A 26,256-nucleotide genomic window follows, 5' to 3' on the forward strand; every position below is an offset into this window, starting at 1 on the left:
CGCCGAGGTCAGGGCGCGGGCGGGCCCGGCGGAACCGAGGGTCCAGGAGCGACCCGCGGGGGCTCGGTCCCCGAAGGCCCAGTCCCGGACGTCTCGCTCGGCTGCCCCTCCGGCTCCCGGGCCCCGCTCTCCTCCGGAGCCCCGCTCAGCAGCACCGTGAGGAGTCGTACGGCTCCCCTCTTGTGCAGCGGATCGTTGCCGTTGCCGCACTTGGGGGACTGGATGCAGGACGGGCAGCCGGACTCGCACTCGCAGGACGCGATCGCCTCGCGGGTGGCGGTCAGCCAGGCACGGGCCGTGTGGAAGGCGCGCTCCGCGAAGCCCGCCCCGCCCGGGTGGCCGTCATAGACGAAGACCGTGGGAAGAAGCGTGTCCGGGTGGAGCGGGACGGAGACGCCTCCGATGTCCCAGCGGTCGCAGGTGGCGAACAGCGGGAGCATGCCGATCGAGGCGTGCTCGGCGGCGTGCAGGGCGCCGCCGAGGATCTCCGGATCGATCCGGGCCCGGTCCAGTTGATCCTCGGTGACCGTCCACCACACGGCACGGGTGCGCAGCGTACGAGGAGGGAGGTCGAGCTTTGTCTCGCCCAGCACCTCACCGGTGATCAGACGACGACGCAGAAAGGAGACGACCTGGTTGGTGACCTCGACGGAGCCGTAGCACAGCCGGCCCTCCCCCCAGGGGACCTCGATGTCCGTCTCCAGGACGGAGATGGCGGTCGTGTCACGGGCCACCGTCGAGTACGACGGACTGGCCTGCTCGACCAGGGCGACGGAGTCCTCCAGATCGAGCGAGCGCACCAGATAGGTACGGCCCTGGTGCAGATGGACCGCGCCCTCGTGCACCGCCGTGTGCGCGGCACCCGCGTCCACCGTGCCGAGCAGTCGTCCGGTGCCCGCCTCGACGACCTGGACGGGGCGCCCGCCCTCCCCGCGGATGTCCGTGAGGTCGGCGGCCCGTTCCCGCCGCGTCCAGTGCCAGGCCTTCGTCCGGCGGCGCAGCAGCTTCGCGGCCTCCAACTGCGGCATCAGCTCGGCACAGGCCGGGCCGAAGAGGTCCAGGTCCTCCTCCGTCAGCGGCAGCTCGGCCGCCGCTGCGCACAGGTGCGGGGCCAGGACGTAGGGATTGTCCGGGTCCAGGACGGTGGACTCCACCGGCTGGTCGAAGACGGCCTCGGGGTGATGGACGAGGAAGGTGTCGAGCGGATCGTCGCGGGCCACCATGACCGCGAGCGCCCCCTGCCCGGCGCGTCCGGCGCGGCCCGCCTGCTGCCACAGCGACGCCCGTGTCCCCGGATAGCCGGCGATGAGGACGGCGTCCAGGCCCGAGACGTCCACGCCGAGCTCCAGGGCGGTGGTGGCGGCGAGGCCGAGGAGTTCTCCGGAGTGGAGGGCGCGTTCCAGGGCGCGGCGCTCCTCGGGCAGGTAGCCGCCGCGGTAGGCGGCCACCCGCCGGGCCAGGGAGCGGTCGACCTCGGCCAGTCGCTCCTGGGCGATGACCGAGATCAGCTCGGCGCCCCGGCGGGAGCGGACGAAGGCGACGGAGCGGACGCCCTGCACGGTCAGATCGGTCAGCAGATCGGCGGTCTCCGCGGTGGCCGTACGCCGGACGGGGGCGCCCCTTTCGCCGTGCAGCTCGGTGAGCGGGGGCTCCCAGAGGGCGAAGACCAGCTCCCCGCGCGGGGAGGCGTCGTCGGCGACCTCGACGACCGGGAGACCGGTGAGGCGGCGTGCGGCCACCGCGGGCTCGGCCGCGGTCGCGGAGGCCAGCAGGAAGACGGGCGAGGCGCCGTAGCGGGCACAGAGGCGCCGCAGACGGCGCAGGACCTGGGCGACATGGGAGCCGAACACACCCCGATAGGTGTGGCACTCGTCGATGACGACGTACGTCAGCGCGCGCAGGAAGGAGGACCAGCGTGGATGGGAGGGCAATATGCCGCGATGCAGCATGTCGGGGTTGGTGAGGACGTAGTTGGCGTACTGGCGCACCCATTCGCGTTCCTCGGGCGGCGTGTCGCCGTCGTACACGGCTGGCCGGATCGCCGTGCCCAGCGGTTGTGAAAGTTCCTTCACCGATCGCCACTGATCTGCCGCGAGTGCTTTCGTCGGGGCGAGGTAGAGAGCGGTCGCCCCGCGCCCGTTCGGTGCCTGGGCGCCGTCCAGCAGCCGCGACAGCACCGGTGCGAGATAGGCGAGCGATTTGCCCGACGCGGTGCCCGTGGCGACCACCACCGAGTCGCCGTCCAGGGCGTGCTCGGCGGCGAGCGCCTGGTGGGCCCAGGGGTGCTCGATGCCCGAGGCCTGCACGGCGGCGACGACCTCGGCACGGATCCGGTCCGGCCAGACGGCATGGCGGCCCTCACGCGGGGGCAAGTGCTCCGTATGAGTGATGCGCGCGGCCCGGCTCGGTCCCGAGGCGAGCCGGTCCAGGAGCGTGCCCGGTGACAGGCGGGACACAGGGCCCGTCGGGATGAGATCGGAACGGTGATTCTTGGCCATCGGCACCGAGTGTGTCACTGGCGTGACGGACAATGGACCCAAGGCGTCGTGCACGCCTGCCGGTAAGTGATTGAATGCCATCGCGGCTGGCGAACCGTCCCGGGGGCTCCGCCGAGGTGTCCCGAGGGACGACCGCTCGATAGCAAGGTGCTGGAGGATCCGTGGACCTGTCCCTGTCGACCCGTACCGTCGGCGATCGTACGGTCGTCGAGGTCGGTGGCGAAATCGACGTATATACCGCGCCCAAGCTGCGCGAGCAGCTGGTCGAGCTGGTGAACGACGGGAATTTCCACCTCGTCGTCGACATGGAGGGCGTGGACTTCCTCGACTCCACCGGGCTCGGCGTGTTGGTGGGCGGCTTGAAGCGTGTGCGGGCCCATGAGGGCTCCCTGCGCCTGGTGTGCAACCAGGAGCGCATTCTCAAGATCTTCCGCATCACCGGCCTCACCAAGGTGTTCCCGATCCACACCTCGGTCGAGGAAGCGGTCGCGGCGACCGACTGACCCGTTCCGGGCCCCAGGGCCCGGACGGCAAGCAAAACGGGGGACCGCGTCCTCACGGCCCGGTCCCCTGACCGCACGCCCGAAGTACCGAGGGGGTTGCATGGCCACCGTTGAACTCCTCTTCAGTGCGCTGCCCGAGCACGTCAGGACCGCCCGGCTCGTGGCGGCGGCGGTGGCGCGCAGGGCGGGGGTCGAGGAGGCCGTACTCGACGAGGTGAGGCTCGCCGTCGGTGAGGCCTGTTCCCGTGCCGTCGGACTGCACCGGAACAACGGCATCTCGGCGCCGGTGCGGGTGCTGCTGACCGAGGAGGAGAAGCAGTTCTCCATCGAGGTCGGAGACGAGGCGCCGCACGCCGTGCTCGGTGCGAGGACACCGGGTGCCCCGGGCGCCGCGGCGGACGGTGAGGCCGAGGAGGACGAGATGGGCCTCGCGGTCATCAGCGGCCTCGTCGACGATGTCGAGGTAACCGCCGGGGAGAACGGCGGACAGATCAGGATGAGCTGGCCCACCGTGCCGCCCGCCGCGCTCCCGGCCTGATCGTTCTCGTCCGTCCCCGCGTACGACTGCCTCTCCTTCGTGCTCCCTCGTGCGTGTCTCGTGTGTGTGGTGAAGGGCCCTGCCTGTGTGCGGGGCCCTTCTTTTTGTGCGGTCGCCCCGACGGTGCGTGAATTGTTTCGCGATCAATAGCGTGATGATTTGATCACGTGGCAATCCAGTCAATGGTTTTGGGGCATTACCGCTTTCGGGTTGGGTGACATGCGCGCGATCATTGGCTGAAGGGCCGGTACGGATAATTCCTTTTACCGCGCACTGTTTTGATCGGGTTCCGGTACCTACAATCCGTCCACATCTTGAGCTCAGCCCAAGCGTCAAGGAGGACGAATGGCGGGGCTTCCTACCCCTCAACAGTTTGATCTGCCCACTTCCCTCGCGGCCGCCGTACTGACCGACAACAACCGCCTGATCGTGGTGGTCATCGGACTCGTCGCCCTGGCGGCCCTGGTGGTGGCCGGGGTTCTGGTGCGCCAGGTGCTCGCGGCCGGCGAGGGCACCGACAGCATGAAGAAGATCGCGGCAGCGGTCCAGGAAGGAGCCAACGCCTATCTGGCCCGGCAGTTGCGGACCCTCGGCGTATTCGCCGTGATCGTTTTCTTCCTGCTCATGCTGCTGCCCGCGGACGACTTGAATCAGCGCGCCGGAAGGTCGGTGTTCTTCCTGATCGGGGCGGCCTTCTCGGCGGCAACCGGCTATATCGGCATGTGGCTCGCCGTGCGGAGCAATGTGCGGGTCGCCGCGGCGGCGCGCGAGGCCACCCCGGCGGAGGGCGAAGCGGAAAAGGATCTCACCGCCGTCTCGCACCAGGCCATGAAGATCGCGTTCCGCACGGGCGGTGTCGTCGGCATGTTCACGGTGGGGCTCGGTCTGCTGGGCGCCTCCTGCGTGGTGCTGGTGTACGCGGCGAACGCGCCGAAGGTCCTGGAGGGCTTCGGCCTCGGGGCTGCGCTGATCGCCATGTTCATGCGTGTCGGCGGCGGCATCTTCACCAAGGCCGCCGACGTCGGCGCCGACCTGGTCGGCAAGGTCGAGCAGGGCATTCCGGAGGACGATCCGCGCAATGCCGCGACCATCGCCGACAATGTGGGCGACAACGTCGGCGACTGCGCGGGCATGGCGGCCGACCTCTTCGAGTCCTACGCCGTGACGCTGGTCGCCGCGCTGATCCTCGGCAAGGCGGCGTTCGGCAACTCCGGACTGGCGTTCCCGCTGATCGTGCCCGCGATCGGGGTCCTGACCGCGATGATCGGCATCTTCGCGGTGGCGCCGCGCCGCGCCGACCGCAGCGGCATGTCCGCGATCAACCGGGGCTTCTTCGTCTCCGCGGTGATCTCGCTGGCGCTGGTCGCCGTCGCCGTCTTCGTCTATCTGCCGTCGTCCTACGCCGATCTCCAGGGCGTCTCCGACGCGGCGATCGCGGCCAAGAGCGGTGATCCGCGGATCCTCGCGCTCGTCGCGGTGGCCATCGGCATCGTGCTCGCCGCGCTGATCCAGCAGCTGACCGGCTATTTCACCGAGACCACCCGCCGTCCGGTACGGGACATCGGCAAGACCTCGCTGACCGGCCCCGCCACCGTGGTGCTCGCCGGCATCTCCGTCGGTCTGGAATCGGCCGTCTACACCGCGCTGCTGATCGGGCTCGGCGTGTACGGGGCGTTCCTGCTCGGCGGCACCTCGATCATGCTGGCGCTGTTCGCGGTGGCCCTGGCCGGAACGGGCCTGCTCACCACGGTCGGCGTGATCGTCGCCATGGACACCTTCGGCCCGGTCTCGGACAACGCGCAGGGCATCGCCGAGATGTCCGGCGATGTCACCGGCGCGGGCGCGCAGGTGCTCACCGACCTGGACGCCGTGGGCAACACCACCAAGGCGATCACCAAGGGCATCGCCATCGCCACCGCGGTTCTCGCGGCCTCGGCGCTCTTCGGCTCCTACCGTGACGCGATCACCACCGCCGCGCGGGACGTGGGACAGAAGGTCGGCGACGGCGGGCCGTTGAGCCTGGTCATGGACATCTCGCAGCCCAACAACCTGGTCGGCCTGATCGCGGGCGCCGCGGTCGTCTTCCTCTTCTCGGGGCTGGCGATCAACGCGGTGTCGCGGGCGGCGGGCGCGGTGGTCTTCGAGGTGCGGCGGCAGTTCCGGGAGCGGCCCGGGATCATGGACTACTCGGAGAAGCCGGAGTACGGCAGGGTCGTCGACATCTGCACCAAGGACGCCCTCAGGGAACTGACCACCCCGGGTCTGCTCGCCGTGATGGCCCCCATCGCCATCGGCTTCACGCTCGGCGTCGGCGCGCTCGGCGCGTATCTGGCCGGCGCCATCGGCACAGGCACCCTGATGGCGGTCTTCCTCGCCAACTCCGGCGGCGCCTGGGACAACGCCAAGAAGCTCGTCGAGGACGGCCACCACGGCGGCAAGGGAAGTGAGGCGCACGCCGCGACGGTGATCGGCGACACGGTCGGTGACCCCTTCAAGGACACCGCGGGACCGGCGATCAACCCACTGCTGAAGGTGATGAACCTGGTGTCGCTGCTCATCGCGCCCGCGATCGTCCGGTTCTCGTACGGCAGTGACAAGAGTCTCCTGGTGCGGATCCTGATCGCCGCGCTGGCGACCGTGGTGATCGTGCTCGCCGTGTATGTCTCCAAGCGGCGCGGGATCGCCGTCGGTGACGAGGGCAACGCCGAGAGGACGTCCAAGCCGGCCGATCCGGCGGTGGTTTCCTAGCCGCTCCGCACCACCGCGCTTCAACCCGTACGAGTACGGGCCGTCGGGCGGGCGCACGGAGTCCTTCGGGACGCCGTGCGCCCGCCCTGCCCGTGTTCAGGGCCCTCGTCGTGAGCCTTCTCTCCCTTGGTGCATACAGCCGCAAAAGCTGACATGAGTGACATTCAGCATGCGGTCGGCGTGCGCTCGACGTGTATGTTCCGGGGCCGAGGGAGCCATGGAAGGGACCGATCCGGTGAACAAGAAGCTCGCGGCCGCACTGTCCGGCGGTGCGGTACTGGTACTGGCGCTGTCGGGGTGCACCAGCGGCAGCAGCGCAAGCGAGGACAAGCTGGGCTCCTGGGCCAAGGAGGTCTGCGACGCGGTGCGGCCACAGGCCAAGAAGATCGCCGCCGCCAGCGCCGCCATCCAGAAGCAGACCTCCGACAACAGCACGACGGAGCAGGTCCAGGAGACCGACGCCCAGGCCTTCCAGGACATGTCCGACGCCTACAAGGCGATCGGGGCCGCCGTGAACACCGCGGGCGCGCCGGAGGTCGAGAACGGTGCGGCGAAGCAGAAGAACGCGGTCAAGGAGCTCAACGCACTCTCCGCGTCGTACGCCGAACTGAAGAAGCAGGTGGACGAGCTCGACACCAAGAACCAGGCGAAGTTCGCCGAAGGGCTCAAGGGCGTCGCGACCCAGCTCGACAAGCTGAGCAAGACCGGCAACGACGCGCTGAAGGAACTGGAGGCGGGTGCCGTCGGCAGGGCGATGACACAGCAGGAGAGCTGCAAGTCCCCCTCTGCGTCCGCCGCCTCCGCTCCGGCGTCGGCCGGCTGAGCGGCGCGTCGGGGGCCCGCCCGCGCCACAATGGGGGCGTGAGTAACTCCAGTCCCGCCACCCTGCCCTCCACCGACCGAACCGATGTCGTCGCACGGCTGCGGGAGGCGCTGCTCGCGGCCTCCTTCACCGCCGACGGACTGCTCGACCTGCTCGGCGCGCCCGCGTACGCGGCGCTCGCCCGGAGCGAGACCGTGCCCGCGCTCCGGGCGACACGCGGGGACACCCCGCTGGAGACGCTCGTACGGCTGTTCCTGCTGCAACAGCCCGTGCCGCAGCCGCGCGTGGCGGGCGTCCTGCCCGTCGACGCATGTGTGGAGGCCGGCTGGCTGGTCCGCACCGGCGGGGACGAGATCGCCGCGACCGTGGACGTCCGGCCGTACGGCGGGCCGGGCGGCGAGGACTGGTTCATCGTCTCCGACCTGGGATGCGCGGTCGGTGGATCAGGAGGTGTGCGCGCCAGCGCTCGTTGGAGGGGTGGCGACGGCCGACGGGCGGGCGGCATCGGCAACCGGGACGAAGGAGTCGTCCTGGGGGTCGGCGGCGCCTCCACCACCCTCGCCGGAATCACCGTACGCACCCCGGTCGGCTCCGCCCTCGACCTCGGCACCGGTTCCGGTATCCAGGCGCTGCACGCCGTCCGCCACGCCACGCGGGTGACCGCGACCGACGTCAATCCGCGCGCCCTGGACATCACCGCGCTCACCCTGGCTCTGTCCGGCGCCCCGGCCGCGGATCTGCGCGAGGGCTCGCTCTTCGAGCCGGTCCGGGACGACGAGACCTTCGACCTGATCGTCTCGAACCCGCCCTTCGTGATCTCCCCCAGCCGTCTCGCACCGTCCTCCTCGCCCGGCTCGCCTCCCGGAGCCGCCCCGTTCACCCGCCTCATCTACCGCGACGGCGGCATGGGCGGGGACGATCTGTGCCGCACGCTCGTTCAGCAGGCGGGGGAGCGGTTGAACGGGGGCGGGTTCGCGCAGTTCCTCGCCAACTGGCAGCACGTGGAGGGGGAGGAGTGGCAGGACCGGCTGCGCTCCTGGGTGCCGCGCGGCTGTGACGCCTGGATCGTGCAGCGTGAGGCCCAGGACATCACGCAGTACGCCGAGTTGTGGCTGCGGGACGCCGGCGACCACCGTGGCGACACCGCCGACTACCAGGCGCGGTACGACGCATGGCTCGACGATTTCGAGGCGCGCAAGGTGCGCGCGGTCGGCTTCGGCTGGATCGCGCTGCGCCGGACGGACGCCGCCGAGCCCTCGATCACGGTCGAGGAGTGGCCGCATCCGGTCGAACAACCGCTCGGTGACACGGTGCGCGCGCACTTCGACCGCATCGACTACCTCCGGGCGCACGACGACGCGGCCCTGCTCGCGGGCCACTTCAGGCTGGCCGCCGAGGTCGTCCAGGAGCAGGTCGGGCTGCCCGGCGCCGAGGACCCGGAGCATGTCGTGCTGCGCCAGAACCGCGGGATGCGCCGGGCCACCAAGGTGGACACGGTCGGCGCGGGCTTCGCCGGTGTCTGCGACGGTTCCTTGAGCGCGGGACGGATCCTGGACGCCATCGCCCAACTGGTCGGCGAGGACCCCGTGTCGCTGCGCGACCGTACGCCCGCACAGATCCGACTGCTGGTCGAACAGGGGTTCTTGGAGCCCGGGCGGTGACGGGCGTGTTCCGGCCGCACGGCGTGCCGGGCGGGCCGGTGTGCGGCCGGGTGTCAGTCGCCGCACCGTCCCGCGCCGCCACCGGGCCGGGGAGTCGCCGCCGCGCCGCCACCCGGCCCGTTCCGGAGCGCGCCGCCACCCGGCCCGTTCCGGAGGGGGCGTCCCGGCCCGCCGCTCCGCCCGCTCGAACGGGCCCGTCGTCGTCGGTGGCGCCCGGGGCGTGAACCCCGTGCCGGGCGCCTGTGACCGCGGCGCGGAGCGCCGTCCGGCGCCCGTTCACCCCCGGTTCGCCCGCTCGCCGTCCGGACGTGTCAGCCTCCCGTCGCCAGGGCGGACCTGCGGCGGGAGGAAACAGGACATGGAGAGCGCACCGGCGATCTTCGCGGGGACGGTGTTCGCCCTGTTCGGCGGCGCACTGCTGCTCTGGACCGCGGCCCGGGTGCGGCGCCGTGAACCCGTCGCCGAAGGTGTGAACCGCGTCGCATCCGCTGCCGTCGCGAGCCTCACCGCCATGGCCGCGCTCGCCGCCGGTGTCTGGTGCCTGATGCGCCTGTGACATCAGGGTTCCCGGGCGCCGGGCGCCGGCGACTTCGGTAACTGAGAGATCACCCTCCGGATAGGCCCGGACGTGCTGCTTATGACTCCGGGCGGCAGGAATGCCGGTAGTCGGGTTACCGTTCGAGTGGCCGTTGCGGGCTTTTCCCGTTTGACACGGGGGCGGGATGTACCGTCACACTCCGCAGCGTCACCATGACCCGATCCCCAGACCAAGGCCTGGGGAGGCCCCAAAGTCAACCGGAGAGAAGAGCGAAGTTGTCCCCGACCAGCGAGACCGCACAGGGCGGCCGCCGACTCGTCATCGTCGAGTCACCTGCCAAGGCGAAGACGATCAAGGGCTACCTCGGCCCCGGCTACACCGTCGAGGCGAGCGTCGGGCACATCCGCGACCTTCCGAACGGCGCCGCGGAGGTGCCCGAGAAGTACACCGGCGAGGTACGTCGCCTCGGTGTGGACGTCGAACACGACTTCCAGCCGATCTATGTCGTCAACGCCGATAAAAAGGCGCAGGTCAAGAAGTTGAAGGACCTGCTGCGCGACTCCGACGAGCTCTTCCTCGCCACCGATGAGGACCGCGAGGGCGAGGCCATCGCCTGGCATCTCCAGGAGGTGCTCAAGCCCAAGGTCCCGGTCAAGCGGATGGTCTTCCACGAGATCACCAAGGACGCGATCCAGCAGGCGGTGCGCAATCCGCGCGAGCTGAACCAGAAGCTCGTCGACGCCCAGGAGACCCGTCGCATCCTCGACCGCCTCTATGGCTACGAGGTCTCGCCGGTGCTGTGGAAGAAGGTCATGCCGCGTCTGTCGGCGGGCCGGGTCCAGTCCGTCGCGACCCGCCTGGTCGTGGAGCGGGAACGGGAGCGCATCGCGTTCCGCTCCGCCGAGTACTGGGACCTGACCGGCACCTTCGGCACCGGCCGCGCCGACGACGCCTCCGACCCGTCGTCCCTGGTGGCCAGGCTCGCCACGGTCGACGGCAGGCGTGTCGCGCAGGGCCGTGACTTCGACTCGCTGGGCCGGCTGAAGACCGCGAGCACGCTCCACCTCGACGAGGAGAACGCCCGCGCGCTGGCCGCCGCTCTGGAGAACACCCGCTTCGCGGTCCGCTCCGTCGAGTCCAAGCCGTACCGCCGCTCTCCCTACGCGCCGTTCCGCACGACGACGCTCCAGCAGGAGGCCAGCCGCAAGCTCGGCTTCGGCGCCAAGGCCACCATGCAGATCGCGCAGAAGCTGTACGAGAACGGCTTCATCACCTACATGCGTACGGACTCCACGACCCTGTCGGACACGGCGGTCGCCGCGGCCCGCGCCCAGGTCACGCAGCTGTACGGCGCCAACTATCTGCCCCAGCAGCCGCGCACCTACGCGACCAAGGTCAAGAACGCGCAGGAGGCGCACGAGGCGATCCGTCCTTCGGGTGATCGTTTCCGCACCCCGGCCGAGACGGGACTGACCGGCGACCAGTTCAAGCTCTATGAGCTGATCTGGAAGCGGACCGTCGCCTCCCAGATGAAGGACGCGACGGGTGACTCGGTCACGATCAGGATCGGTGGTACCGCCGCCGACGGCCGGAACGTCGAGTTCAGCGCGTCCGGCAAGACGATCACCTTCCACGGCTTCCTCAAGGCCTATGTGGAGGGTGCCGACGACCCGAACGCCGAGCTCGACGACCGCGAGCGCCGGCTGCCGCAGGTCGCGGAGGGCGACGCGCTGACCGCCGAGGAGATCACCGCCGACGGCCATGCGACCAAGCCCCCGGCCCGCTACACCGAGGCCTCGCTGGTCAAGGAGCTGGAGGAGCGGGAGATCGGCCGCCCGTCGACCTATGCGTCGATCATCGGCACCATCCTCGACCGCGGCTATGTGTTCAAGAAGGGCACGGCCCTGGTGCCGTCCTTCCTGTCCTTCGCCGTGGTGAATCTTCTGGAGAAGCACTTCGGCCGGCTCGTCGACTACGACTTCACCGCCAGGATGGAGGACGACCTCGACCGCATCGCGCGTGGTGAGGCCCAGGCCGTGCCGTGGCTGAAGCGTTTCTACTTCGGTGAGGGCCCCGTCGAGGGTGTGGCGGCGGACGCCGGGAACGGCGACGGCGACCACCTCGGCGGTCTCAAGGAACTGGTGACCGACCTGGGCGCGATCGACGCGCGCGAGGTGTCCTCGTTCCCGGTGGGCAACGCCATCATGCTGCGGGTCGGCCGTTTCGGCCCGTACATCGAGCGCGGCGAGAAGGACTCCGAGGAGCACCAGCGCGCCGACGTCCCGGCCGACCTGGCGCCGGACGAGCTGTCCGTGGAACTGGCCGAGGAACTGCTGGCCGAGCCGAACGGCGAGCGCCCGCTGGGCACCGACCCGGACACGGGCCGGCCGATCGTCGCCAAGCGCGGCCGCTACGGACCGTATGTCACGGAGATCCTCCCCGAGGGCACCCCGAAGACGGGCAAGAACGCCGTCAAGCCGCGCACGGCCTCGCTGTTCAAGTCGATGACCCTGGACACGGTGACCCTTCAGGACGCGCTGAGGCTGATGTCCCTGCCGCGCACCGTGGGCACGGATGCCGACGGCGCCGAGATCACCGCGCAGAACGGTCGCTACGGGCCGTATCTGAAGAAGGGTACGGACTCGCGTTCGCTGCAGTCCGAGGACCAGCTCTTCACGATCACGCTGGAGGAGGCGCAGGCGATCTACGCCCAGCCCAAACAGCGTGGCCGGGCGGCGGCCAAGCCGCCGCTGAAGGAACTGGGTGCGGACCCGGTCAGCGGAAAGCCCGTCGTCGTCAAGGACGGCCGCTTCGGGCCGTATGTCACCGACGGCGAGACCAACGCGACCCTGCGCTCCGGGGACAGCGTCGAGGCGATCACCGCGGAGCGCGGCTTCGAGCTGCTCGCGGAGAAGCGCGCCAAGGGTCCCGCCAAGAAGACGGCGAAGAAGGCCGCGGCCAAGAAGGCGCCGGCGAAGAAGACGGCGTCGACGGCGAAGAAGACGGCCGCCAAGAAGACCACCACCAAGACGGCGGCGAAGAAGACGACGGCGAAGAAGACCGCCGCCGCGAAGACGGCCACGGCGAAGGACACGGCCCAGGGCTGAGCCCTGGCGCCGGGGTTCTTCTCGCGGCGCGTCCGGCGTGCGCCGTCGGCGCCTCGGCATCGGTTTGGTGTCGGGGCGTGCGCGCGTTCGGTCGGTCGACGCGGTCTGTCGGTGGCTGCCGATAGGCTGAAAGCATGACGCGAGCCGAGCAGCCAACGGCCCACAACTCCGCCCCCGACGAAGCCCTGGTCGCGGATTCCCGCGAACGCGCCGTCCGCGCCCTGCTGCGGCGACCGCAGCTGAGGCGGCTGTGGAGCGCCCAGCTCGTGAGCAGCACCGGCGACATTCTCGCCCTGCTCGTCCTGGTGGCTCTCGCCCTCCAGGCGGTCGTCGCCGAGGGCTCCTTCGGTGGCGGGTACCGGGGGGTGGCCTTCGCGATCGCGACGGTCTTCGGTGCGCGGATGCTCGCCACCGTGCTCTTCGGCGCCGTACTGCTGGGCCCGCTCAGCGCTCTGACGTCCCCGGAGGGACCGCTCAACCGCCGCTGGACCATGATCGGAGCGGACGGACTGCGGGCCGCCCTGCTGATCGTCGCCCCCCTGTGGATCGACTGGACGCCGGGCAGCGCACTGGTGGTTCTGCTGGTCACCGCCCTGGTGACGGGCGCCGCCGAGCGCTTCTGGACCGTGTGCCACGACAGCGCGGCCCCCGCGCTGCTGCCCGCGCCGCCCCTGGAGGGCGCGACGGTGCGCCCGCTGCCGGACCATCTGGACGCACTGCGGCGGCTGTCGCTGCGCACCGGGTTCGTGGCGGTGCCGCTGGCCGCCGCCGGGCTGATCGCAGCATCGCTGCTGAACAACCTGCTGGGGGCGGGCATCGCCTGGTTCGCCCAGCACCAGGTGGCCCTGGCCTCGTATGTCGCGGCCGGACTGTTCGCCGCCTCGCTGTCGGTGGTCTTCTCCCTCGAACTGCCCGGCACCCGCACACCGCGGGCACGCTCGCCGCTGGAGGGGCTGCGCCGCCCCGCGTCCGGCAAGGGCGGGGACAGGGGCCGCACCGGCGCGATCCCACTGCTTGTGCTCGCCTGCGGATCCGTCGCCGGGGCGGTCTCGGCGGCCGTCGCCGTCTTCGTGCTGCAGGGCAGTGACCTGGGTGGCGGCCCGGTGCTCTACGGCCTGCTGGTCCTCGCGCTGACCGGCGGCACCGTCGTCGGCATCCGTACGGCGCCCCGGGTGCTGCCCTCGCTGTCGCGGCGCCGGCTGCTCGCGCTGGCGATCGCCTTCACCGGGGTCGCGCTGCTTGCGGCCGGGCTGGTCCCGGACGTCACCACCGTGCTGCTGGTCGTGGCGCTCGCGGGCATCGGCGCGGGAGTCGCGGCCAACACCGGGCACACCCTGCTCGACCAGGAGGCGGGCAACCACCGCCGGGCGCGGACCACCGAACACCTGCACGCGGTCGTCCGGGTCCTCGTGGCCCTCGGCGTGCTGGTGGCGCCGATGGTGGCCGGGGTCATCGGACCGCACCGGCTGCAGAACGGCAGGTTCGTGTTCGACCACGGCGGCGCCGCCTTCACCCTGATGCTGGTCGGCGCGCTGCTGCTGCCGGTGGCCGCGCTGGTCCTCGCCAAGGCCGACGACCGCTCCGGAGTCCCGCTGCGGCACGATCTGCGCGATGCGCTGCGCGGCGGCGACGACCCGGTGGAGGCGCACGCGGAGAGCGGATTCTTCATCGCCCTCGAGGGCGGCGACGGTGCGGGCAAGTCCACTCAGGCCGAGGCGATCGCCGAGTGGATCCGCGCCAAGGGACATGAGGTCGTGCTGACCCGCGAGCCGGGCGCCACGCCGGTCGGCAAGCGGCTGCGGTCGATCCTGCTGGACGTCTCCAGCGCCGGTCTGTCGCACCGGGCGGAGGCCCTGCTGTACGCGGCGGACCGCGCGGAGCACGTGGACACGGTCGTCCGACCGGCCCTGGAGCGGGGCGCCGTCGTGATCTCGGACCGGTACATCGACTCCTCCGTCGCCTACCAGGGGGCCGGCCGTGATCTGTCCCCGACCGAGATCGCCCGCATCAACCGGTGGGCGACCGACGGCCTGGTGCCGCATCTGACGGTCCTGCTGGACGTGGCGCCGGAGGCGGCACGCGAGCGGTTCACCGAGGCGCCGGACCGGCTGGAGTCGGAGCCGGCCGAGTTCCACGCCCGCGTACGGTCGGGTTTCCTCACGCTGGCCGCCGCCGATCCCGGGCGCTATCTCGTGGTGGACGCCGGACAGGAGCCCGAGGCGGTCACGACCGTGATCCGGCACCGGCTCGACCAGCTGCTGCCGCTCTCCGAGGCCGAGGTGAAGGCCCAGGAGGAGGCGCGCCGCAAGGCCGAGGAGGAGGCCCGGCGCAAGGCCGAGGAGGAAGCGGCGCGCAAGGCAGAGGAGGAGCGGCTGGAGCGCGAGCGCCTGGAGCAGCTCGCCCGGCTGCGCGCCGAGGAGGAGGAGCGCGAGCGGCGCGAGCTGGAGGAGGCCCAGCGCCGTGAGGCCGAGCGGCAGGCGGAGGAGGCCCGGCAGCGGGCCGAGGAAGCCCGCAGGCGCGCCGAGGCGGAGCAGGCACGCCTGCTTGCGGAGGAGCGGGCACGGGCGGCCGAGGAGGCGCGCCGTAAGGCCGAGGAGGAGGAGCGGCGCAGGCAGGCCGAGGAGGAGGCCCGGCTGCGGGCCGAGGCCGAGGAGCGCCGTCTGGAGAAGCAGCGCAAGGCCGAGGAGGCGCTGCTGCGGGCGGAGGAGGCCCGCCGCGCCGCGACCGAGGCGAGCGCTTCGGCCGAGGTGGCCGCGTCGAGCACGGCGGGCATCGGCCCCGCCGCCTCCGGTTCCGGTGGGACCGGGGGCGCCCCGGCGCCGGACACCACGCCCGACACCACGCCGGACAACGAGATCACCGTCGCCACCCCGCTGGTGACGAACGCGCCGACGGGGCCGGCGGACGACACCGCCTTCCAGCCGCCGGTGCGGGAGAACGACGCGGAGACCACGGCGAAGCTGCCGAAGCCGCCCGTGGTGCCGGGAGCCGTCGACGAGACGGCGGTCCTGCCGCGGGTGGTGCCGGGAGCCGCGGACGAGACGGCCGTGCTGCCGCCCGTACGGGACGGTGGGGCCGGTCCGGCGGGCCGGATACCGGCGGGCCTCTTCCGTGACGAGCGCCCGGTGGCTCCCGAGGAGGCCGAGGACCGCACGCGTGAGCTGCCGCAGCTGGACGCCGAGGGCCGTCCGCAGCGTCGGCGCCGGCCGGAATGGGCGGAGGAGACCCCGCTGGACGACCTGCCGACCCTGGCGGACGAGCTGTTCGGCTCCCGCGAGGACGGGAACCGGAAGGACGGCCGGGACGGCGGACGGCGCGGCTGAGCCGCGCGGAGCCTCGGGTGGCCGGCACGGATGCCGGCGGGGGCGCACCGTCGCCGGCGGACGCTCTCGGTCCGCCCGGCGCCGGTGCGCCCCGCCGTTGTCGGCGGTGACCCGCACAATGGATCGCGGCAGGGAGAAGAACGAGGGAAGGGCGGCGGTGTCCCGTGACCGTGTGGGACGACCTGGTGGGCCAGACGAGAGTGAGCGAGCAGCTCGCCGCGGCGGCCCGTGACGCGGACGCCCTGGTCACCGCGGCCGCCTCCGACGCGCCGCCGCCCGAGGCGTCGAAGATGACCCATGCCTGGCTGTTCACGGGCCCGCCCGGCGCGGGGCGTCCCCAGACCGCGCGGGCGTTCGCCGCGGCCCTCCAGTGCGTCAGTCCCGACCGTGCGCTGGGCTCCGCCCCCGGCTGCGGTTTCTGCGACGGCTGCCACACCGCCCTGGTGGGCACGCACGCGGATGTGACGACGGTCGCCGCCGTGGGCACCCAGATCCTCGCCGACGACATGCGTGACACGGTCCGCAAGTCGTTCACCTCCCCGGCGAACGGCCGCTGGCAGGTGATCCTCGTGGAGGACGCCGAGCGGCTGAACGAGAAGTCGGCCAACGCGGTCCTGAAGGCGGTGGAGGAGCCCGCTCCCCGTACGGTCTGGTTGCTGTGCGCCCCGTCCCTGGAGGACGTGCTGCCCACGATCCGTTCCCGTTGCCGCCATCTGAATCTGAGCACGCCCTCCGTGGAGGCGGTCGCGGACCTGCTGATACGGCGCGACGGCATCGAGCCGGAGATCGCGGCCGCCGTCGCCCGCGCCACGCAGGGCCATGTCGACCGCGCCCGCCGGCTGGCCACGGACGAACGCGCTCGCGCCCGCCGCGCCGCCGTACTGAAGCTCCCGCTCCGGATCGAGGACATCGGCGGCTGTCTCAGGGCCGCCCAGGAACTGGTCGACGCGGCCACCGAGGACTCCAAGCAGCTCGCGGAGGAGGTCGACACCAAGGAGACCGAGGAGCTGCGGGCGGCGCTCGGCGCGGCCCAGGGCGGGCGGATGCCCCGCGGTACCGCGGGGGTGATGAAGGAGCTGGAGGACCGACAGAAGCGTCGGAGAACACGCACCCAGCGGGACAGCCTGGACCAGGCCCTCACCGACCTCACGGGCTTCTACCGCGATGTTCTCGCGCTCCAGTTCGGCTCCCGTGTCGCCCTCGCCAACATGGACGCGGAGGACGCCCTGGAGCGCCTGGCGCGCGGTAGCACCCCCGAGTCCACCCTCCGCCGCATCGAGGCCATCGCCGCCTGCCGGGACGCCCTGGACCGCAATGTGGCCCCCTTGCTGGCGGTGGAGGCGATGACCATGGCACTGCGGGCCGGATGACCGAGCCACCCCAGGGAGCGCTCTCCCTGGGGTGATGGGCCCGCGACGGCTTGACCTCGTCACTCGTACGAGAGGCGCCGCGCCGACTTATCGTGATCATTCGATTGCACAGGGTTACGCTCACGGGATGCACATCAGGCGCATTCCCGGACGACCTCGCCGTCCTCGCCGTTCACGCCCGCCCCGTTCCCGCCCCCTCCTCCGCCGGTCCTCCGCGCTGCGGACGGCCGGCACCCTGCTGGCCGTCACCGCACTGCTCGCCTCCGCCTGCTCCGCCGGGAGCTCGACGACGGCGGCGGGGATGGCACTGCCCTCGCCGCCCCGGTCCACGCCGCCCGCGCTGGTTCCCTACTACGCACAGAAGCCGGCCTGGCACGCATGTGCGGTCTCCGGCTTCGAGTGCGCCACCCTGAAGGCGCCGCGCGACTACGACAGACCTGCCGGAGGCGACGTCGGGCTGGCCGTCGCCCGCAAGAAGGCCACCGGGCACGGCAAGCCGCTCGGATCGCTGCTGGTCAACCCGGGCGGCCCCGGCGGTTCGGCGGTCGACTACCTGGAGCAGTACGCGGGCGTCGGCTACCCGGCGGAGATCCGCGCCCGCTACGACATGGTCGCCGTCGACCCGCGCGGCGTCGCCCACAGCGAGCCGGTCACCTGCCTCGACGGCCCCGCGATGGACGCATACACCCAGGCCGATGTGACCCCCGACGACCCGAAGGAGATCAACGGCCTGGTCGGCGCCCTCCGGCGCTACGCGGAGGCCTGCGGTCAGCACTCGGCGGCCCTGCTGCGCCATGTCTCCACGGTCGAGGCTGCCCGGGACATGGACATCCTGCGGGCGGTGCTCGGCGATCAGAAGCTGAACTTCGTGGGAGCGTCGTACGGGACGTTCCTCGGCGCGACCTACGCGGAGCTGTTCCCGGAGCGCGTCGGCCGACTGGTGCTGGACGGCGCGATGGATCCGTCCCTGTCCGCCCGCAAGCTCAACGAGGGCCAGACGGCGGGCTTCGAGACGGCGTTCCAGTCCTTCGCCAAGGACTGCGTCCGGCAGCGGGACTGCCCGCTGGGCGGAGCCGGCACCGGGTCGGCGCAGGTGGGCGAGCGCCTCAAGGCGTTCTTCAGAAAGCTCGACGGGGCCCCCATTCCCACCGGTGACGCGGACGGCCGCAAGCTCGGTGAGGCCCTGGGCACCATCGGGGTGATCGCCGCGATGTACGACCAGGCGGCCTGGCCCCGGCTGAGGGACGCGCTGAGCGCGGCGATGAAGCGTGGGGACGGCGCCGGGCTGCTCGCGCTGTCGGACAGCTACTACGAACGCAGCGCGCACGGCCGGTACGGCAATCTGATGTCCGCGAACGCGGCCGTGAACTGTCTGGATCTGCCCCCGGCCTTCTCCTCCCCGCAGGAGGTGGAGAAGGCGCTCCCGGTGTTCGAGAAGGCGTCGCCGGTGTTCGGCAGGGGGCTCGCCTGGTCGGCGCTCGGCTGTGCGTACTGGCCGGTGCGGGCGACCGGCCGGGCACACCGCATCGAGGCGAAGGGCGCGGCACCGATCGTGGTGGTCGGCACGACCCGGGACCCGGCGACCCCCTACCCCTGGGCGCGCTCCCTCGCCGCCCAGCTCTCCTCCGGAACCCTTCTCACCTACGACGGCGACGGCCACACGGCGTACGGCCGCGGCAGCAGCTGCATCGACGCCGCGGTCGACGCCTATCTCCTCCACGGCACCCCGTCGCCGCACGGAAAACGCTGCTCGTAGACGCCCCGTGCCCCCGGGAGCGGGCCCCGGGGGCATGGTCGGAGCACCTACCGAAACTGTGTAGACTTACCGGCGTTGCTGATCGCACCATAGTGCGGACGGCGCGCCGCTTTAGCTCAGATGGCCAGAGCAACGCACTCGTAATGCGTAGGTCTCGGGTTCGAATCCCGAAAGCGGCTCCACCGGAAAGACCAGCCAGGAACGTTCCTGGCTGGTCTTTCGTCGTTTCGCGGAGGTGGCGGCGGCGCGGGGTGCGATCGTCGGCCGGAAGCGCGGTCGTCGCTGGGGGCCCGTGGTCCGGAGGTGCCGGTCGAGTTCGCCGCCGCCACCGTCTGGCGTACTTTGAAATCAGGCAAATCAGAAAAAAAGGACTTCCCGGTGGGGATGTCCCGCTACCGACGAAGCCATGAGGACGCATCCGAGACCTGTAGGCGCGGAGGGGTGATGGCCGAGCTCCGTAAGGCGGGCATCCCGCCGCACCTTGCCGCGGTGCTGCGGGATCCCTCACGGCTGGCCGCGGTGGAGGCCGTCCGCGCGGTCGACGAGCTGACCGAGGACGCCTTCGCCCGATCCGTGCGGCTGGCCGCCCGGCTGCTGGACACCGGCACGGCGCTGATCAGCCTGGCCGGGGCGGATCGGCAGTTCATCTGGGGAGGCACCGGCAGAGCGGTGCCGCTCCACGGGGAGCAGGAACTTCTCGACCGGGGGTTCTGCGCCGAGGTGGTGACATCGGGCCGGCCGCTGGTCATCGACGACATCCAGGACGACTCCGCGCACCGGGCCGACCCCGCGTTCGCCGCCACCGGCCTGCGCGCCTGTCTGGGGGTGCCGCTCTTTCTGGAGGAGCTGCCGATCGGCGCCCTGTGCGTCATCGACACCAGGCCACGGCAGTGGAACACCGAGCAGCGGCGTGCCCTGGAGCAGCTCGGTGCCTCGGTGATGAGTGAGATCCAGCTGCGGCTGGACGCGGCCGAACACGGTCGGCTCTACGAGCAGGCCGCAGCGGCCGCGGTGGTCGAGCGCAGACGTTCCCGTCAGTTGCAGGACCTGGCCCAGGCCGGTATGCGGATCAATGCCGCGCCGTCGCTGGAACGTGCCCTTCAGACGGTCACCGACGAGGCCAGAGCGCTGGTGGGCGCGCATCAGTCGGTCACCAGTATGACCACGAACCTCCGCTGGGCCCAGGCGATCAATGCGGTCTCACTGTCGGACAAGTACGCCGACTACCGTTCCTTCACCGTCCCCCCGGACGGAGCAGGGATCTATGTCCTGGTCTGCAGAGACAACCGGCCGATGCGGCTGACCCAGGCCGAACTGGAAGCCCATCCGGCCTGGCGGGGCTTCGGTCCCTACGCCGCCGAGCATCCGCCGATGCGCGGTTGGCTGGCCGTCCCGCTGATCGGCTCCGACGGCCGCAACCTGGGGCTGGTGCAGCTCTCGGACAAGGAGGACGGCAGCGAGTTCACGGCCGACGACCAGGCGATCCTCGTCCAGCTGGCCCAGCTGGCCTCCGCGAGCATCGAGAAGGCCGCGGCGCTGGAGAACCAGTACGAGATCGCTCGCACCCTGCAGAGCAGTCTGCTGCCGCAGCGGCTGCCCGAGCACTCCGCGCTGTCGGCCGCCTCACGGTATCTGCCGGCGGCACCCCGCGCCGGGGTGGGCGGCGACTGGTTCGATGTGATCGGGCTGTCCGGGGCCCGGGTCGCGCTGGTGGTCGGAGACGTGGTCGGACACGGCATCCACGCGGCCGCCGCCATGGGCAGGCTGCGTACGGCCGTGCGCACCCTGGCCGATGTCGATCTCACCCCCGAGGAGCTGCTCACCCGGTTGGACGACCTGGTGAGCCGGCTCTCCGCGGAATCGGGTGGCGGCGAAGCCGCGGGTCTGGGCGCCGCCGACGTCGGAACCACCTGTCTGTACGCGGTGTACGACCCGGTGGCCGGACGCTGCTCCCTGGCCTGCGCCGGCCATCCGGCGCCCGTCATCGTCAGCCCGGACGGCAGCGCCGGTTTTCTCGAGCTGCCCGCCGGGCCGCCGCTCGGCGTCGGCGGAGTCCCGTTCGAGACGACGGAGGTGGAGGTGCCGGAGGGCAGCCTGATCGCCTTCTACACGGACGGACTGGTCGAGTCCAGACAGCGCGATCTGGAGTCGGGGCTGGAAGAACTGCGCCAGGCGCTGACCGAGCCGTGCGACTCCTTGGAGACGCTGTGTGACTATGTGCTCAAGAGGCTGCTGTCCGAGCCCCCGGCCGACGACGCCGCCCTGCTGCTGGTCCGGCTGCACGGCCTGAACCAGACACGGGTCGCCACCTGGGACATCGCCGCGGAACCGGCCGCGGTGGCCCGGATCCGCGCCGGGACCGCCCGCAGACTGGAGGAGTGGGGTCTCGACGAGATCGGCTTCGTGACCGAGCTGGTGGTGAGCGAGCTGGTCACCAACGCCATCCGGTACGGCCATCCGCCCATCCGGCTGCGGCTCATCTACGACCGGGCGGTCATCTGCGAGGTCTCCGACGCCAGCAACACCGCGCCGCATCTGCGCCGGGCCCGCATCTTCGACGAGGGCGGACGCGGTCTGATGCTGGTCGCCCAGCTCACCCAGCGCTGGGGCACCCGCCACGCCCGCGAGGGCAAGACCATCTGGTGCGAGCAGACCCTGCCCACGACGGGCCTGCTGTCCGGTCCGGAGGAGTAGCGTCGGGCGCGGGTCACCCCCCGTGGCCGGACCGAGGCAGTCGCCGGCCCCGCAGGGCGGGGTGTCAGCGCTGCATGCGCTGGCGCACGGCCTCGTAGGTGAAGAGCGCCGCCGACACCGCCACATTGAGCGAGTCGACCTGGCCGAACATCGGGATCTTCGCCTTGGTGTGGCTCCCCGCCAGCCACTGCTCCGAGAGGCCGTACTTCTCGCTGCCGACCAGGATGGCCGTGGGACCGCTCATGTCGACGTCCGCCATCAGGACGTCCGTGTCGGGGGTGGTGGCGACGACGTTCACCGAGTGCTCGGCCAGCCAGCGCAGGACGTCCCCGGAGCCGGCCGAGGCGATCGGGACGGCGAACACCGTGCCCTTGCTGGCGCGGATCACATTGGGGTTGCCCCAGTCGGTCACCGGGTTGGCGGAGATCACGGCGGTCACTCCGGCGGCGTCCGCGGTGCGCAGCATCGAGCCCAGGTTGCCGGGCTTCTCCACGCTCTCGCAGACCAGGAAGAGCGCCCGGTCGTCGACCTCGATGCGGGACAGGTCGGTCTCGATGTCCGGCACGACGGCGAGCCAGCCGTCCGGGCCCTCGCGGTACGCGGCCTTGTCGAAGGCCTGGCGGCTGAGACTGAAGAGGGCGGCGCCGCGTTCGGCGGCACGGCCCACGACGTCCCGCGGGTCGGTCCCGTCGGTCAGCGCGGGGCAGAAGTACAGCTCGCGGGGGCGGACACCGGCCCGCAGGGCGAGGTCCAGTTCCTCATAACCCTCCACGAGGGTCACTCCGGAGCTCTGCCGGTTCCGCCGGCGGCGGAGGGCGGCGAGTTCCTTCACATGAGGGTTGCTCGGGCTGGAGATTTCCTTGGGCGAACCAACCCGCGGGGTGGACGGCATCGGCGGTGGGAATCACGGTGCCCTTCCGGCTCCGATCCTCCGCCCCCTTTCTTGTGTTTCTGCGTACAGCGCGTGGTCGTGGCCAGGGTACCCGAGCCCGTCGAAGGCCCGGCCCGGTCGGCCCTTGGCCCCATGGCCCGGTGCACCGCGTCCACCGGGGCGGTCCGACATCACCCGGGGCGGGGGGAACCGGCGGACGGCAGGCGTCATCCTGGTGAACGGCTAGCATCGCGTGCACAGTTGCCGCCGGGCCGGGGAGGGTGTCGTGTCGCAGACAGAGCGGGAGCCGGGGCCCCGCATCGCCGTCGCGGTCGTGACGATGGGCAATCGGCCCGCCGAGGTCGACGCCCTGCTCGCGTCCGTCGCCAAGCAGGACCTCGCCGCGGCCCGCATCGTCGTCGTCGGCAACGGCTGCCCCCTGCCGGAGTTCGCCGAGCGTCTCGGGCTGCCCGGCGAGGTCACCTGTATCGAGGAGGACGAGAACCTCGGCTGCCCGGGCGGGCGCAATGTGGCCCTCGCCAGGCTGCGGGAGTTCGGGGACGTCGATGTGGTGGTCGAACTCGACGACGACGGGCTGCTGGTGGACGCCGATGTGCTGCGACGGGTACGGGATCTGTATGCCGCCGATCCGCGGCTCGGCATCGTCGGCTTCCGTATCGCCGACGAGCACGGGGAGACCCAGCGGCGGCATGTGCCGAGGGTCGGGTCCGCCGACCCGATGCGCGGGGGACCGGTGACCGGCTTCCTCGGCGGTGGGCACGCGCTGTCCATGGCGATGCTCGCGGAGACCGGAGACTGGCCCGGGGAGTTCTTCTTCGCGCACGAGGAGACGGACCTCGCCTGGCGGGCCGCCGACGCCGGCTGGACCGTCCTGTATGCGCCGGAGCTGCTGCTCCAGCATCCGAAGACCTCGCCCGCACGGCATGCCATCTACCACCGGGTGACGGCGCGGAACCGCGTCTGGCTGGTGCGGCGGCGCCTGCCGCTGCTGCTCATCCCCGTCCATCTGGGGGTGTGGATCGCCGTCACCCTGCTGAGGACCCGTTCGGCCGGCGGGCTCAGGGCCTGGTTCGGCGGGTTCCTGGAGGGGATGCGGACCTCGGGCGGCGAGCGGCGGCCCATGCGGTGGCGCACGGTGTGGCGGCTCACCCGGCTCGGCCGGCCGCCCGTCGTCTGAGCCCGTCGCCCGAACCGACGGGCCCTCATCGGCCGTGTACCGGCGCTCACTTGGCGTCCGCATAGCACTCCACCACCGCCGTGGTGAAGGGGATCCGCACCGGTGTCTCGCCGAAGGTCAGCCGCATCGCCAGGTCCGAGGCCTGCTGGATCGCCCGGACCACCGTGTCCGCCTCCTCGGCCGGGCAGTGCACGATCACCTCGTCGTGCTGGAAGAAGACCAGCTCGGCGGCGAGGCCCGCACAGGCGCGGCGCAGCGCGGCGAGCAGCAGCAGGGCCCAGTCGGCGGCGCTGCCCTGGACGACGAAGTTGCGTGCGAAGCGGCCTCGGGCGCGGGAGTCCGAGGAGGCATAGCCGGGTGTCCACTGCTGTGCCTCCCCGTCCGGACCCGCCGGGCCGTCCTCCTGCGGAATGCCCGCCTCCTCCGCCGCGTCCTGAGACGCCCCGGCCGCCGGCGGGGACGTACGCCCGAGCCAGGTCCGCACCAGCCGTCCCTCCTCGCCGGCGCGGGCCGCGTCGTCGACGTAGGCGACCGCCCGGGGGAAGCGGCGGCGCAGCGCGGCGAGGTTCTTCAGACCGTCGCCGGAGGTCTGGCCGTAGATCGCGCCGAGCACGGCGAGCTTGGCCTGGTCGCGGTCTCCGGAGAAGGCGCGGTCCGACACCGACTGATAGAGGTCGGCCGCACGCCCGGCGACCTCCATGAACGCCGGGTCGCGGGAGATCGCCGCCAGGACGCGGGGTTCCATCTGGGCCGCGTCGGCCACGACCAGCCGCCAGCCGGGGTCGGCGACCACGGCGCGCCGGATGACCTTGGGGATCTGCAGGGCTCCGCCGCCATTGGTGACCCAGCGGCCGGTGACCGTGCCGCCCGGCAGATACTCGGGCCGGAAGCGGCCGTCGCGCACCCAGTTCTGGAGCCAGGACCAGCCGTGGGCGACCCGGATGCGATACAGCTTCTTGTACTCCAGCAGGGGCTTCACCGCGGGGTGGTCGATGGACTCGATCTCCCAGCGGCGGGTGGAGCGCACCTTGATCCCGGCCCGGGCGAATGCCTTGACCACATCGGCGGGCAGATCCGGGCGGACCCGATGGCCGAAGGCGGCCGACACCTCGTCCGCCAGCTCGGCCAGCCGCCGGGGCTCCCCGCCGCCCGCGTACCGCTCGCCGAGCAGTTCGTGCAGGACCGTGCGGTGGACGTCGGCGCGCCACGGGAGCCCGATCCGGTTCATCTCGGAGGCCACCAGCATTCCGGCCGACTCCGCGGCGGTGAGCAGCCGCATGCGCTCCGGATGGGCGGTGGCCCCGTGCCGGCGCTGCTGCTCCGCATACACCTCGACGAGGTCCCCGAGAGGGACATGGGCGGGGGTCGGCTCGAAGAGGGAGGACTGGGAACCGGGCTCGGCGGAGCGCACCGGGGGATCGGGCGGTACGGGGCCGCCGCGCAGCCGGGCCAGTGCGGCGGCGGCCGACCGGGGCTCGCCGAGGCGTCCCTCGTGGCCGAGGAGGAGGGTCTCGGCGGCCTCGACGTCATAGCACCGGTCGACTCGCACCCCCGCGGCGAGCAGACGCGGCTGGACGTCGGCGGTGGACCGCCACACCCATCGGGTGACCCCGGGCCGCGCCCGCACGGCCGCGGCGAGATCCCCCTCCTCGGTCACGGGCCCGGCGAGCAGCCCGTCCGGGCCGAGGGCGGCGACTTCGGCGCCGCCGTCCCCGGCCGGAGCGAGAGCCCAGCGCCCGGTCATGCCACGAGTGTGTCAGGGGGGTCCGACAACGGGCGGTGGCCTGCTTGTCCCGGGGGCCGCTCAGCCCTCCTGCTCATGGTCCCTGCGGATCTCCGCCAGGGCATTCTCGACATACTCCTCGGTCCTCGTCTTCTGGATGCCGAGACCGGTCAACAGGCCCTCGCCGTTCTCCAGTTCGAGGAGCGCGAGGAGCATGTGCTCGGTACCGACGTAGTTGTGCCCCAGACGCAGCGCCTCCCTGAAGGTGAGCTCGAGGGCCTTCTTGGCGGCGGGGGAGTACGGAACGAGTTCCGGGACGTCCTCGGCGCGGGGCGGGAGTGCCGCGGTCGCCGCCTCGCGGACGGTCTCGAGGGAGACTCCCTGGGCGAGGACCGCCTTGGCGGCGAGCCCCTCCGGCTCGGTGAGCAGGCCCAGGACGAGGTGCTCGGGGACGGTTTCGGCATTGCCCGCTGCCTTGGACGCGTTGTGCGCGGCCATGACCGCGTCGCGGGCGCGAGGGGTGTAGCGGCTGAACCCCTGGCTGGGGTCGAGGTCGGCGGACTCCTTCGGCACGAAGCGCTTCTGGGCCGCCTGCCGGGTCACCCCCATGCTCTTGCCGATGTCGGTCCAGGACGCCCCCGAACGCCGGGCCTGGTCCACGAAGTGGCCGATCAGATGGTCGGCCACATCGCCCAGGTGCTCCGCGGCGAGCACCGCGTCCTGGAGCTGTTCGAGTGCGTCGGTATGGACCGTCTTGATGGCCTCGATGAGGTCGTCGAGACGCAGTTTCACTGTGGTGTCGGGCTTCGACGTCATGTGACAACCGTAGGTTGACACCCCTGGAGTGTCAACCCGAAGTTGACAGTGTTGGGTCGCGCCCTGGCGCGGCTCGGTGGCCGGGACGC

At 71.7% G+C, this 26,256-nt stretch carries 16 protein-coding genes and 1 tRNA gene; 13 read left to right on the top strand and 4 right to left on the bottom strand.

Features of this window, described 5'->3' with window-relative positions; all coding sequences use genetic code 11:
• Positions 1-8: 8 nt before the first annotated feature.
• On the bottom strand, positions 9-2,579 hold the full coding sequence (locus CP978_RS18695; RefSeq protein WP_227745410.1) for a DEAD/DEAH box helicase: 2,571 nt from the start codon (positions 2,577-2,579) through the stop codon (positions 9-11).
• Between the two features lie 80 nt (positions 2,580-2,659).
• On the opposite strand from CP978_RS18695, the gene bldG reads away from it, so the two are divergent.
• The 12 genes from bldG (at position 2,660) to CP978_RS18755 (ending at position 21,559) form a co-directional block, all read left to right on the top strand.
• The gene (gene bldG, locus CP978_RS18700; RefSeq protein WP_010986038.1) at positions 2,660-3,001 is read left to right on the top strand and encodes an anti-sigma factor antagonist BldG; all 342 of its coding nucleotides are present in this window, start codon (positions 2,660-2,662) and stop codon (positions 2,999-3,001) included.
• A gap of 100 nt (positions 3,002-3,101) precedes the next feature.
• Positions 3,102-3,539 carry an ATP-binding protein gene (locus tag CP978_RS18705; protein ID WP_043442511.1) on the top strand — a complete coding sequence of 146 codons (438 nt, stop codon included), beginning with the start codon at positions 3,102-3,104 and terminating at the stop codon, positions 3,537-3,539.
• 345 nt (positions 3,540-3,884) lie between these two features.
• Positions 3,885-6,287: a sodium-translocating pyrophosphatase gene (locus CP978_RS18710; protein WP_043442515.1), complete on the top strand. Its 2,403-nt coding sequence runs from the start codon at positions 3,885-3,887 to the stop codon at positions 6,285-6,287.
• Positions 6,288-6,504: 217 nt separating this feature from the next.
• Positions 6,505-7,110: a hypothetical protein gene (locus CP978_RS18715; RefSeq protein WP_043442518.1), complete on the top strand. Its 606-nt coding sequence runs from the start codon at positions 6,505-6,507 to the stop codon at positions 7,108-7,110.
• A 38-nt stretch (positions 7,111-7,148) separates the two neighbouring features.
• The gene (locus CP978_RS18720; protein WP_043442521.1) at positions 7,149-8,771 is read left to right on the top strand and encodes a DUF7059 domain-containing protein; all 1,623 of its coding nucleotides are present in this window, start codon (positions 7,149-7,151) and stop codon (positions 8,769-8,771) included.
• Positions 8,772-9,129: 358 nt separating this feature from the next.
• The gene (locus CP978_RS18725) at positions 9,130-9,327 is read left to right on the top strand and encodes a hypothetical protein (protein WP_043442523.1); all 198 of its coding nucleotides are present in this window, start codon (positions 9,130-9,132) and stop codon (positions 9,325-9,327) included.
• Positions 9,328-9,584: 257 nt separating this feature from the next.
• Positions 9,585-12,416 (top strand): type I DNA topoisomerase, encoded by a 2,832-nt coding sequence (topA, locus tag CP978_RS18730; RefSeq protein ID WP_043442525.1) that lies wholly within the window; start codon positions 9,585-9,587, stop codon positions 12,414-12,416.
• A 134-nt stretch (positions 12,417-12,550) separates the two neighbouring features.
• Positions 12,551-15,739 carry a dTMP kinase gene (tmk, locus tag CP978_RS18735; protein ID WP_043442528.1) on the top strand — a complete coding sequence of 1,063 codons (3,189 nt, stop codon included), beginning with the start codon at positions 12,551-12,553 and terminating at the stop codon, positions 15,737-15,739.
• A 164-nt stretch (positions 15,740-15,903) separates the two neighbouring features.
• The gene (locus CP978_RS18740) at positions 15,904-17,109 is read left to right on the top strand and encodes a DNA polymerase III subunit delta' (RefSeq protein ID WP_043442530.1); all 1,206 of its coding nucleotides are present in this window, start codon (positions 15,904-15,906) and stop codon (positions 17,107-17,109) included.
• 127 nt (positions 17,110-17,236) lie between these two features.
• The gene (locus CP978_RS18745) at positions 17,237-18,865 is read left to right on the top strand and encodes an alpha/beta hydrolase (RefSeq protein ID WP_043442533.1); all 1,629 of its coding nucleotides are present in this window, start codon (positions 17,237-17,239) and stop codon (positions 18,863-18,865) included.
• A 105-nt stretch (positions 18,866-18,970) separates the two neighbouring features.
• A tRNA-Thr gene (locus tag CP978_RS18750) sits at positions 18,971-19,047 on the top strand.
• 262 nt (positions 19,048-19,309) lie between these two features.
• On the top strand, positions 19,310-21,559 hold the full coding sequence (locus CP978_RS18755) for a SpoIIE family protein phosphatase (RefSeq protein ID WP_052454177.1): 2,250 nt from the start codon (positions 19,310-19,312) through the stop codon (positions 21,557-21,559).
• Positions 21,560-21,623: 64 nt separating this feature from the next.
• Here CP978_RS18755 and CP978_RS18760 read toward each other — a convergent pair whose 3' ends face one another.
• The gene (locus CP978_RS18760) at positions 21,624-22,451 is read right to left on the bottom strand and encodes a TrmH family RNA methyltransferase (protein ID WP_052454178.1); all 828 of its coding nucleotides are present in this window, start codon (positions 22,449-22,451) and stop codon (positions 21,624-21,626) included.
• 265 nt (positions 22,452-22,716) lie between these two features.
• Between CP978_RS18760 and CP978_RS18765 the strand changes: the two genes are divergently transcribed.
• Positions 22,717-23,628, top strand: coding sequence for a glycosyltransferase family 2 protein (locus CP978_RS18765; protein WP_043442535.1), 912 nt, complete (start codon positions 22,717-22,719; stop codon positions 23,626-23,628).
• A gap of 46 nt (positions 23,629-23,674) precedes the next feature.
• Here the strand turns inward: CP978_RS18765 and CP978_RS18770 are convergent, their stop codons facing one another.
• Positions 23,675-25,372 carry a bifunctional 3'-5' exonuclease/DNA polymerase gene (locus CP978_RS18770; protein WP_043442537.1) on the bottom strand — a complete coding sequence of 566 codons (1,698 nt, stop codon included), beginning with the start codon at positions 25,370-25,372 and terminating at the stop codon, positions 23,675-23,677.
• Between the two features lie 60 nt (positions 25,373-25,432).
• Positions 25,433-26,167: a Clp protease N-terminal domain-containing protein gene (locus tag CP978_RS18775; RefSeq protein ID WP_043442539.1), complete on the bottom strand. Its 735-nt coding sequence runs from the start codon at positions 26,165-26,167 to the stop codon at positions 25,433-25,435.
• Positions 26,168-26,256: the final 89 nt, after the last annotated feature.

The organism is Streptomyces nodosus (assembly GCF_008704995.1).
GTDB classification, from domain to species: domain Bacteria; phylum Actinomycetota; class Actinomycetes; order Streptomycetales; family Streptomycetaceae; genus Streptomyces; species Streptomyces nodosus.

Excerpts from the sequence above, each read along its gene's own strand:
- CP978_RS18760 (WP_052454178.1), bottom strand. The coding sequence starts at position 22,451 with ATGCCGTCCACCCCGCGGGTTGGTTCGCCCAAGGAAATCTCCAGCCCG.
- CP978_RS18775 (WP_043442539.1), bottom strand. The coding sequence starts at position 26,167 with ATGACGTCGAAGCCCGACACCACAGTGAAACTGCGTCTCGACGACCTC.
- CP978_RS18745 (WP_043442533.1), top strand. The coding sequence starts at position 17,237 with ATGCACATCAGGCGCATTCCCGGACGACCTCGCCGTCCTCGCCGTTCA.
- CP978_RS18770 (WP_043442537.1), bottom strand. The coding sequence starts at position 25,372 with ATGACCGGGCGCTGGGCTCTCGCTCCGGCCGGGGACGGCGGCGCCGAA.
- tmk (WP_043442528.1), top strand. The coding sequence starts at position 12,551 with ATGACGCGAGCCGAGCAGCCAACGGCCCACAACTCCGCCCCCGACGAA.
- CP978_RS18715 (WP_043442518.1), top strand. The coding sequence starts at position 6,505 with ATGGAAGGGACCGATCCGGTGAACAAGAAGCTCGCGGCCGCACTGTCC.
- CP978_RS18725 (WP_043442523.1), top strand. The coding sequence starts at position 9,130 with ATGGAGAGCGCACCGGCGATCTTCGCGGGGACGGTGTTCGCCCTGTTC.
- CP978_RS18710 (WP_043442515.1), top strand. The coding sequence starts at position 3,885 with ATGGCGGGGCTTCCTACCCCTCAACAGTTTGATCTGCCCACTTCCCTC.
- CP978_RS18755 (WP_052454177.1), top strand. The coding sequence starts at position 19,310 with ATGGCCGAGCTCCGTAAGGCGGGCATCCCGCCGCACCTTGCCGCGGTG.
- CP978_RS18695 (WP_227745410.1), bottom strand. The coding sequence starts at position 2,579 with ATGGCATTCAATCACTTACCGGCAGGCGTGCACGACGCCTTGGGTCCA.
- CP978_RS18705 (WP_043442511.1), top strand. The coding sequence starts at position 3,102 with ATGGCCACCGTTGAACTCCTCTTCAGTGCGCTGCCCGAGCACGTCAGG.